The sequence below is a fragment of the Kitasatospora sp. NPDC059722 genome (genome assembly GCF_042733235.1).
Taxonomy (GTDB): domain Bacteria; phylum Actinomycetota; class Actinomycetes; order Streptomycetales; family Streptomycetaceae; genus Kitasatospora.
Genome location: NZ_JBHWGD010000156.1, coordinates 1 through 9,138 on the forward strand (window position 1 = coordinate 1; position 9,138 = coordinate 9,138).

Sequence of the window (9,138 nt, forward strand, 5' to 3'; positions counted from 1 at the left end):
AGGCCCGGGTGGGCCCCGGGGCGGGCCCGGGGCAGGACGGCGGCGCGCGAGAGCAGCGAGGTGGCCGCGCGGTCCGCCGCGTCGTGACTGGTCTGCCAGCAGTGGACGTACACGTAGATGTCGGTGGCCCGCTCCGGCACGCGCACGTGCCGGGCGAGGTGCTCGGCGACGCGCGCCTCGGGCACCGGGGTCCGGGTGCCGGGGACGAGCAGCCGACCGTTCTCGTCGAGGTCCACGGTGACGGGCCGGACGGACGGCGGGGGCGGGCGGCGGGTCACGGCGTGAGCTCCAGGATGCTGTCGATGCCGCAGTGCAGGGAGTAGGTGAGCGCGAGCGGGTTGCCGTGCTCGCGGGCGAAGCGCCGGACGAGGGTCTGGGTGATCTCGCCCGCGGTCAGCCCGCCGGTCAGGTAGAGGTCGAGGAAGGCGAACGCGTACTCGGCGGCGAACACCTGCGGGATCTCGATCTGCGGCCCGAGCACGCCCTCCGCCCCGAGGTCGACCAACGCCCGCCCCAGGTGTTCGAGTTCGCCTTCCGCGGACTGCCCGGTGTGGCAGGCGTTCAGGAGGACGAAGGGCCGGAACATCGCCTCCGGCGCGTCCAGGTGCCGGCGCCGGTGGCGGCGCACGAGGTCGGCGTCGATGTGCCGGTCGTCGGAGAGGCGGACGGCGAGCTGCTTGAAGGCGGAGCCGTCGGCGACGAACTGGCCGTGGCACCAGAAGTACATGACGTCCTCGTCCAGCACCGCGCGCGACAGGGCGTCGAGCAGGCCGCGGGACTCGGTGCGGACGGTGAGGTGCGAGCGGTCCTCCAGCAGCTTGCGGACCTCGGGGGCGCGGCCGATGGATTCGAGGGTGTCGTCGGTGTTGAGGCTGGTGACCGGCCGGGGCCGGGCCGGGTGGGGCGGCTGGATCGGCGGGTAGGCGGCGCCGGTCTGCTCGATCTGGTGCCGGTGGCCGAGGAAGTCCGCCCACGGGTCCGGGCGGCCGTCGGGGCCCGGTCCGCCGTCGACGGCGAGCATCGGCCACGGCAGGTGCAGGTCGGAGTCGAAGCTGATCCGGAGCGGGCCGTGCTCGGTGAGCGTCCGGTTGAGGTACTCCCGGAAGACGGTCAGCTCCCGGCCGGGTCCGTCGAGCATCGTCTCCAGGAAGTACCGTCCCTCCTCGGCGAGTTCGGCCGCCCGGCCCTCGGCGACGGGGCGCAGGTGGGACACGTCGACGGCGGAGGCGAACGGGTAGTCGTCGGGCATCCCGAAGTCGTCGACCGTCGCGTAGCGGACCAGCTGGTCGCGCCAGGCCGTGCGCAGCCGGGCGGCCCTGGCGAGGAGCTTCGTGCCCGTGACAGCGAGCTCCGCGCGGTGCGGGCGGGTGCGCGGGGTGCGCTCGCCGGGCCGGAACGCGTGGACGTCCAGGGTGTCGTCGCGCCGGCGGCGCAGCGAGACGATGAGGTCGAGCGGGAGCGGGTCCTCGGCGTCCTCGGGGTTCCTGGCGTCCCTGGCGTCCTCGGCTTCTCGCGGACTGCGCTGGCGGGGGAGCCGGGTGAAGTTCGCGGAGGGGTTCTGCCGGATCTCGACGAGGAGCTCCTGGGGCACGTGCGTCACTCCTGCGTGGACTGGGGATCGGGGAGGCTGCGGACGGGACCGGGCAGCGGCACGTCCACGACGGCGGTGAGGTCCTGGAGGGCGGCGCCGTGGCCCGCGTCGTACACGGTGATCCGCACCCGGTGCCGCCCCGGCACGGCGGGCGTCAGCGCCAGCACGGCCGGTTCGCGGCCGGGCGCGTAGGCGGCGACCGGCGGTTCGAGCGCGGCGTCCGAGGCGACGGCGGCCACGAGCCGCAGGTCCGGCAGCTCGCGGGGGTCGGCGCCGGGCGCGTCGGGCTCCAGCCGCAGTTCGAGCCGCACGGTGGTGCCGGGCGCGGGCTCGTCGAGCAGCGTGAGCCGGGGGCGCCAGGCGCTGCGGGACACCGTCACGGCCGTCCGCCGGGCCCGTCGTGCGGGGAGCGGCTGGTCGGGCACGGCGGTGAGGGCGGGAGGCTCCGCAGAACCGTGCAGCCTCGCCCGGGTCTCGACGGCCAGCGGGTGTTCGGGGCCCATGACGGCCTCCCGCCCGGCCCGGACGGCGTCGAGCAGCTCCTGCGCGGCCTCCGGCCGGCCCGCCCCGGCGAGGGCTCGGGCGAGGCCGACGGCGAGGGTGGGGTAGTGGCCGACCACGCGGGGCCGCTCGGCCCCGACGGACAGGGCCCGCTCGTCGAGCCGCCGGTGCCCGTCGGCCAGCAGGGTGACGGCGCTCCGGCTGTTGGGCGGCAGGAGGTCCGCGACGACGCCCGCGTAGACGCGGACGGCCCCGGCGTGGTCCCCGGCGCGGAGCCGGGCGTACGCGAGGCTCTGGCGGATGCTCAGGGTGCCCGGGTGGCGGGGGCCGTGCGCCTCGGTGGCTTCCTCGGCGAGTTCCTCCAGGAGGACGACGGCGCGCAGCGGGCGGGGGCCGTCGGCGAGGACGAGGCCCTGGATCTCGCGGGCCAGGAGGGCGCGGGGGTCGGTCGGGTCCAGGGTCTCGCGCGTGCGGGCGACGAGCTCCGCCGCCAGGAGCGTGGCGGCCTCCTGGTCGCCGGTCGCCCGGTGCGCGAGCGCGAGGTTGCCCTCCGTCCCGAGGACCATCGGATGGGCGGCGCCGAGGTGCCGGGCCGCGTCGGCGGCCAGGGCGGTGTAGTCGGCCACGGCGGCTTCAGCGCTACCGGCGAAACCGGCGTAACCGGCGTAACCGGCGTCACCGGCCAGGAGCCGGGCGTCGGCGAGGTCGCGGCGCGTCATCAGCACCTGGAGGCTGCCCTCGCCGAGGGCCAGGGTCGCGGCGCCGAGGACGTCCTCGTAGCAGGCGACGGATTCGGCGTAGCGCCCGGCGTCGCAGTGGTTGAGCGCGATGCTGTCCCAGGCGTCGAGCGTCAGGGGGTGCCCGGCGCCAAGGGCGCGGACGCGGCCGGACCTGACGTGCTCGAAGACGGCGGCGGCGCGGTCGTGCTGCCAGGCGCGGCGGAGTCCGTGGCCGAGCGACTCGGTGGCGGCGAGGGCGTCCGGGTGGTCGGGCCCAAGGACGCGGGCGTGCGCGGCGACGACGGCCTCGCGTTCGGCGATCGCCGCGCGCTTGCGGCCGGCCAGGTTGAGGGCCTGGGCGAGGCCGCGGCGCTCGTCGAGGGTGTCGGGGTGGTCGGGGCCCTGGATCCGGGTCCGGTCGGCGACCAGCGCCTCGTACAGCTCGACGGCCCGGTCGGCCTCGCCGAGTTCGCGCCGGGTCCGGGCGATCGCGCGGCGCAGGTCGAGGGTGGCGGGGTGCTCGGGGCCCTGGATCCGCAGCCGGTCGGCGAGCAGCGCTTCCCGGTCGTCCAGGGCCTGACGGATCATCCCCGCCTCGTGGCGGGCGAAGGCGAGGTTGGCGCGCTCGGTCAGCGTGGCCGGGTGGTCCGGGCCTTGGACGCGGATGCGGTCCTGGAGCAGCTCCTCGATGAGCCTGGCGGCGAGGCGCCGGTCACCCGCTGCCTGGTGCGTCGAGGCGAGCAGGTACCGGGTGCCGAGCGTGCTCGCGTGGTCCGGCCCGTCGAGGCGCAGCCGGTCGGCGAGCAGGGCCTCGCACAGCTCCGTCGCCCGCCCGAAGTCGTTCGTCACCCGGTATTCGACCGCGAGCCACCACCGGTCGCCGAGCGCCCCCGGGTGGTCGGCACCGAGGACGCGGGCCCGGTCGGACGCCAGCGACTCGAAGAGGGCGATCGCGCGCCGGTGGTCGCCGGCCTCCTGGACGAACCAGGCCAGGGTGAACCGGGCGCCGAAGGTGTCCGGGTGGTCCGGGCCCACGAGCCGGGTCCGGGCCGCGACGAGCTCCTCCGCGATGTCCCGGGCACGGCGGTGGCTCCGTGCGGCGGAGCAGGCCCAGGCCAGGCCGGAGCGGGCCTGGAGCGTTTCGTGGTGGTCGGGGCCGTGGTTGCGGGCGTTGTCGGTGACGAGGGCGTCGAAGAGTTCGAGGGCGCGGGCGTGGTCGTCGGCGAGGCGGTGCGCCGTGGCCTGCCACCAGCGATTGGTGAGCGTTTCGTGGTGGTCGGGGCCGTGGATCCGGGTGCTGTCGGCGACCAGGGCCTCGAAGAGTTCGAGTGAGCGGGCGTGGTCGACGGCCACCTGGTGTGCGTGGGCCTGCCACCAGCGGATGCCGAGCGTGGTGGGGTGGTCGGCGCCGAGGACGCGGGTGCCGATGGTGACCAGCGTCGGGTAGAGGGCGAGCGCGCGGTGGTGCTCGCTCGTGACCGTCAGGCAGCGGGCGAGGGCCAGGAGGTCGCCCAGGGTGGCGGGGTGGTGCGGGCCCTCGACGCGCGCCCGGTCGGCGGCCAGCTCCTCGTACAGCCTGACGGCCGTGCGGGGGTCGTCGGTGTCCCGGTGTGTCGCGGCGAGCCAGTGCCGGGCGTCCAGGGTGTCGGGGTGGTCGGGGCCCAGCACGCGGGTGCGGTCGGCCACCAGCCCGGTGTAGACCGCCAGAGCGCTGCGGTGGTCACCCACGCGCTGGTGTGCGGTGGCCAGCCAGTAGAGGCTGTCGAGGGTGTCGGGGTGGTCCGGCCCCTGGATGCGGGCCGCGTCGGCCGCGAGCGCCGTGAGCAGCGTGAGCGCGTGACGGTGGTCCCCCGCCTCCCCGTGGGCCAGCGCCTGCCAGCGGCGGGCACCGAGGGTGTCGGGGTGGTCCGCCCCCTGGACCCGGGTGCGGTCCTCGACCAGCGCGTCGCACAGGTCGGCCCTGCGCCGGTGGTCGCCGGCGGCGCCGCAGGCCTGCGCGAGGCCCAGGCGGGCGTTGAGCGTCTCCCCGTGGTCCGGGCCGTGGACGCGGGCGTGCTCCTCGACCAGCCGTTCCCACTCCGCGAGCGCCGCCCGCGGACGACCGGCGGCCTGCAACGCCCAGGCGAGGCGGTGGCGTTCGGCGAGGGTGTGCGGGTGGTCCGGGCCGTGGAGCCGGATGCGGTCGGCCACCAGCCGCTCCCGCTCCGGCAGTTCCTGCGCGGCCGGCCCGGCGAGGCGCAGCGCGAACGCGAGGTCGCCGCGCTCCTCCAGGACGTCCGGGTGGTCCGGCCCCTGGACGCGCTCGCGGTCCTGCACCAGCGCGCGGTGGAGCTCGACCGCCCGCCGGTAGCGGCCCGCCTCGCGGTGCGCGCGGGCGAGTCCGGTGCGGGCGGCGAGCGTCTCGGGGTGGTCGGGGCCGAGGGAGCGGCCGTAGTCGGCGACGGCCTCCGTGTACTCCGCGAGGGCCGCGGCCGGGCTGCCCGCGTCGCTGCGCGCGAGGGCGAGGCGGCAGCGGGCGGCGAGCGTCTGCGGGTGGTCCGCGCCCTGGACGCGCGTGCGGTCGCGCACGACCGCCTCGTAGCCGGCCACCGCCGCCGGGTGGTCGCCGGCGACGGCGTGCGCGGCGGACAGCCAGCCGCGGCTCGTCAGCGTGTCGGGGTGGTCCGGGCCCAGCACGCGGGTGCGGTCGGCCACCGCCTCCTCGTACAGGGCGACGGCCAACCGGTGCTCGCCCGCCGTCAATTGGGCGAAGGCCAGGCCGATCCGGCGGGTCAGCGTGTCCGGGTGGTCGGGGCCGAGGACGCGGGCGGCGTCGGCCAGCACGCGCTCGAACTCGGCCACCGCCTCCGCGTGCCGCCCGGCCACCTGCAGCGCGTACGCGAGGCCCGCTCGGCTGGACAGGGTGTCCGGGTGGTCGGCGCCGAGCACCCTGGTCCGGTCCGCCACGACCGAGCCGAACTCCTCGACGGCCAGCGCGTGCTGGCCCGACCGCCGGTACGCGTGGCCGAGCGTGTTGCGGTCGCCGAGCACCGCCGGGTCGTCCGGGCCGAGCAGGTGCAGGCGGTCCGCGATGACGGACCGCGTCAGCGCGATGGCCCGGGCCGGATCGCCGGTGCGCGCGTGCAGCTCGGCGAGCCGGCCGCGGGTGGCGACCGTGTCCGGGTGGTAGGTGCCCAGCAGCCGGGCCTGGCCGTCCGCCAGTGCCGTCACCAGCGGCAGCGCGAACACCCGCTGCGCCTTGTCGGTGAACTCCTCCGCCGCCAGCCGGTAGAGCGCGACCGTCTGCGCCGTCGGCCGCTCGGACGGGCCGGTGGCGGCCCGCTCGCGGATGTGCGGCAGCAGCGCCCGGCGGAGCCGCGGGTCGGACGCCGGCCACAGCCGCGCCGCCGCCTCGGCGAGCTGCTGCTCGGCGCGCTCACGCATCCGCCGCCCGCCGTCCGCGGTGCGCAGCACGCTCTGCAGCAGCCGGTGCACGGCGACCGTGGACGTGCCGAGGGTGATCAGGTTGTAGTCGGCGAGCAGCCGGAGCCCGGCCGCGACCTCGTCCGGCCGGCGCGCGCCGAACGGCACCAGCGCCTCGCGCGGCAGCGCCTCGGGGGCGTACCAGGCGAGGGTGCGCAGCAGCTCGACGGCGAACGGCGCGGTGGTCTGGACGGTGTGCAGCGTCGTCTGCCACAGCCGCGCGACCGTCTCGACGGTGGACGGGCGGGTGCCCGTGCTGGGGCCGGTGGAGCGCAGCAGGCGGCGGCGGTAGGCCGCGAACGTGGTGCGGGTCTGCTGGACGAACGCCCCGGCCTGGGCGAGGGCGAGCGGCAGGTGGCCGAGCTCGTCGGCGAGCGAGCGGGCCTCGGCCTGCTCGTCGGCGTCCACGGCGCTGCCCGGGTAGGCGGTGTCGCACAGCAGCCGGGCGGCCTCGGGCCCGTCGAGCACGTCGATCCGCACCCGCCGGATGCCCGGGTGCCAGCCGCTCGCGCGCCGGCTGGTGACGAGCTGGTGGCCGCAGCCGAGGAGGCGGCCGAGGTAGGGGGTGAGGTGGAGCGGGTCCTCGGCGTTGTCGAACACGAGCAGCCAGCGGTCGTGCGCGCGCAGCCAGGCCAGCGCCCACTCGACCTGCTGGCCCGGGGAGGCGGTGAGCGCCCACGACGGGTACAGCTGGACGGCGAGGTCCGCGAAGGCCTCGGCGAGCTGCTCCTCGGACTCGGCGGTGATCCACCAGATCAGCCGGTAGTGGTCGGCGTGGGCGTAGGCGTAGTGCAGGGCGAGCGTGGTCTTCCCGACGCCGCCGAGGCCGTGGAGCGTGGTGGCCTGGGTGACGAGCCCGCTGCCGTCGCCGTCCGCGAGCGCCTCGCCGATGGCCTGGAGCGCGGCGTCCCGCCCGACGAAGCCGCCGCCGGAGCGCGGCGGGAGGTTGTGCCAGGGCGGGGTGGCCTCGACGCTGAGCGCGGCCCGCGCGGCGGAGGGCGGCAGGACGACGCTGCGCTGCTCGGTGTGCGGGTTGACGGCGGTGGTGGAGGGCGCGGACGGGCGGCGGCGCTGCTCGAACGCGTCGTGGTCGGGCAGGCCGCCCTCGGGCCGGGCGTGCGTCGTCATCGACGTGATCACCGTGCTGCCCACCCCCCCGTTGACGCTTGCTCGCCAACGGTAACGGGAGATCAGCGGGCTGTCAGCGGATTTGGGCAGGTGGGTGATGCGCCGTCAGGCCCTACCGTCAGGCCCCACCGTCACTCCGCACCGTCAGTCCGCGAGCCCCAGTGGGTCCTCGGCGCCGTCGAGCAGTTCCGGGCCGTTGGAGCGCACGCTGTTGACGGCCGTCGACACGGCCCGTACGCGCAGGGCGCCGTCGGCGGGCCGGCGCAGCAGGTGGTGCAGCTCGGTGGCGTCGGTGACGTCCGGGGCGAGCCAGGTGGGCACGTCGTCCGGGGCGATGGTGAGCGGCATGCGGTCGTGGACGCGGCCGGCGGTGTCCGTCGCGTCGGTGGTGATGATGGTCGCGGTGGCGAGCCAGGCGGCGGGGTCGTCCTCGGCGAGGGTGCGGTCGCGCCAGAACTCGTACAGCCCGGCCATCAGCATCACCGAGCCGGTGCTGAGGAAGTACGGCTGCTTGTACTTCTTGCGGTCGGCCTCCGCCGGGACCTCGCGCCACTCGAAGTAGCCGTCCGCCGGGATCACGCAGCGCCGGGCGGTGAAGGCCTTGCGGAAGGCGGGCTTCTCGTGGACGGTCTCCGAGCGAGCGTTGATCATGCGGGCGCCGCCGGACGCGTCCTTCGACCAGGACGGGACGAGGCCCCACCGCAGCGGCCGGAACTGCCGCAGCAGCTCGCCGGTCTCGCGGTCGACCCGTTCGAGCACCGCCGGGACGGGGTCGGTCGGGGCGACGTTCCAGCTCGGGGCGAGGGCCTCGGCGGGGTCCCAGCGGAGCTCGCCGAGCAGGCCGACGAGGTCCTGGGGCGTGGTGGTGGAGACGAAACGGCCGCACATGCTCCCCACCCTGCCACTCCCGACCGACAAACGCCCTCACCTCCCACCCGCTTCAGGCGGCGACCGTGGCCATGGCCTCCGCGGAGGCGTCGAACGGCGCGGTGCGCCCGGCAGCGGCGAACGCCGGCCGGGGACCCGCCCCGGGTGGTCCGTGCGGTCGAATCTGCCGGTGGGTCGTGCCGGGACGTTCCGGGCGACGGCAGGGCCGAGGTTATGAATGAGCCGCCCGCCCCCTCATGAACACCGACTTCAGGAGCCACACGAATGCGCCCTGTGAGAACGGCCTGCCTCGGCACGGCCGCCGCGCTGGTCACCCTCCTCGCCTCCGCCCCCGTCGCGACGGCCGCGACGAACACCGAATCGCCCGTCCCCCAGGCCCGCGACCGGGTCATCACCCTCATCGGCCGCCTCGCCCAGCAGTCGTTCTTCCCCGTCAACCCCGGCGGCGCCCCCGCCCAGGGCGACCGGACCGTCTTCCGCTCGGTGCTCTCCGATCTGGACGGCAACCAGGTCGGCGAGACCGGCGGCACCTGTACCACCACCCGCACCGACAACGGCGGCGCGGAGGAGTGCACCGTGACCTACACCCTCCCCGGTGGCCAGATCACCGCCCAGGGGATGGTCTTCGGCAACCTCAACCCGGGCCCGCCGCCGTCGTTCGACAACGCGATCACCGGCGGCACCGGGGACTTCGACCGCGCCCGTGGCTCGATCCACGCGGACACGGTCGCTCCCGGTACGAGGCGCTTCATGATCGACCTCGACCGCTGAACCTCCTTCCCCCCCCCCGCGGCGCGCCCCCGCCCCGACCCTATTGCCCCGCCGTGGTGCCCCCCCGGGGCGGGGCGC

At 76.3% G+C, this 9,138-nt stretch carries 4 protein-coding genes and 1 pseudogene; 1 reads left to right on the forward strand and 4 read right to left on the reverse strand.

What is annotated here, in order from left to right:
* The 4 genes and pseudogenes from ACFV4F_RS40775 to ACFV4F_RS40790 all read right to left on the reverse strand — a co-directional run.
* Nucleotides 1-278 (reverse strand): annotated as a pseudogene (locus ACFV4F_RS40775) (hypothetical protein); the annotation flags it as partial.
* Nucleotides 275-1,591: a CHAT domain-containing protein gene (locus ACFV4F_RS40780; protein ID WP_380510604.1), complete on the reverse strand. Its 1,317-nt coding sequence runs from the start codon at nt 1,589-1,591 to the stop codon at nt 275-277. The gene ACFV4F_RS40780 and the pseudogene ACFV4F_RS40775, both read right to left, overlap by 4 nt.
* Nucleotides 1,592-1,596: 5 nt before the next feature.
* The gene (locus ACFV4F_RS40785; RefSeq protein ID WP_380510606.1) at nt 1,597-7,401 is read right to left on the reverse strand and encodes a tetratricopeptide repeat protein; all 5,805 of its coding nucleotides are present in this window, start codon (nt 7,399-7,401) and stop codon (nt 1,597-1,599) included.
* Nucleotides 7,402-7,545: 144 nt separating this feature from the next.
* The gene (locus tag ACFV4F_RS40790) at nt 7,546-8,289 is read right to left on the reverse strand and encodes an SOS response-associated peptidase (protein WP_380510609.1); all 744 of its coding nucleotides are present in this window, start codon (nt 8,287-8,289) and stop codon (nt 7,546-7,548) included.
* 264 nt (nt 8,290-8,553) lie between these two features.
* Between ACFV4F_RS40790 and ACFV4F_RS40795 the strand changes: the two genes are divergently transcribed.
* A complete protein-coding gene (locus ACFV4F_RS40795) occupies nt 8,554-9,060 on the forward strand; it encodes a hypothetical protein (protein WP_380437608.1) in 507 nt (168 codons plus the stop codon).
* Nucleotides 9,061-9,138 lie beyond the last annotated feature (78 nt).

What these genes read in the sequence shown, in the direction of transcription:
- ACFV4F_RS40795 (WP_380437608.1), top strand. Translation starts at nt 8,554, where the DNA reads ATGCGCCCTGTGAGAACGGCCTGCCTCGGCACGGCCGCCGCGCTGGTC.
- ACFV4F_RS40790 (WP_380510609.1), bottom strand. Translation starts at nt 8,289, where the DNA reads ATGTGCGGCCGTTTCGTCTCCACCACCACGCCCCAGGACCTCGTCGGC.
- ACFV4F_RS40785 (WP_380510606.1), bottom strand. Translation starts at nt 7,401, where the DNA reads ATGACGACGCACGCCCGGCCCGAGGGCGGCCTGCCCGACCACGACGCG.